Genomic DNA, 646 nt, shown 5'->3' with positions numbered 1-646 from the left:
TGCTCGATGCTGTGAGTGCCCACACAGATTGCTTGATTCAAATTGTTAAAGAGCGACGCAGCTTTTGGCTGCTGCGGGAGTGGCATTCTACTCAACCGCCTTCTCGAGTCAAGCCTTATTTTCAAAGGCTTTTCGAGGCTACCGACTCAGGCTTTGCGTTGCCGCTTGCCCTGTCGATGGAGGCGCATTATAGGGAGCGAATTCGTTCTGGCAACCCCTTCTCTGCAATAAAATTGCAAAAATCGGCACTTTTTTAGTTATTCATATCCAAGCACAGCTTTTATACAACCTTATCCACAGAAACAAGTCCTCAACGGCACTATAGCCGCCACACTCCATGACTCATGGCCTACTTATACGACAAATGAAGGATGACATTGCCCTACTCTGGGCTATGCAACAGAACCCCTGTCGTTTAGGCAGAGATAAACGACTTAAATATAGAGACTATTGAAAAATCATCTCTCACTTACAAAACGAGGCAGTAGAGGCAGTAGAGACAGTAGAGGCAGTAGAGGCAGTAGAGGCAGTAGAGGCAGTAGAGGCAGTAGAGGCAGTAGAGGCAGTAGAGGCAGTAGAGGCAGTAGAGGCAGTAGAGGCAGTAGAGGCAGTAGAGGCAGTAGAGGCAGTAGAGGCAGTAGAGGCA

General features: G+C 48.1%; 1 protein-coding gene. It reads left to right on the top strand.

Annotated elements, in window-relative coordinates:
* The coding region (locus J9889_RS19490) for a hypothetical protein (protein WP_210557773.1) at nt 1–257 on the top strand (257 nt) is incomplete at its 5' end.
* Nucleotides 258–646 lie beyond the last annotated feature (389 nt).

Source organism: Aeromonas sp. PrichA-15 (assembly GCF_017939245.1).
Lineage (GTDB): Bacteria > Pseudomonadota > Gammaproteobacteria > Enterobacterales > Aeromonadaceae > Aeromonas > Aeromonas caviae.
The sequence above is the reverse complement of the archived record's forward strand: the minus strand, read 5'-3'. Positions and strand labels throughout refer to the sequence as shown.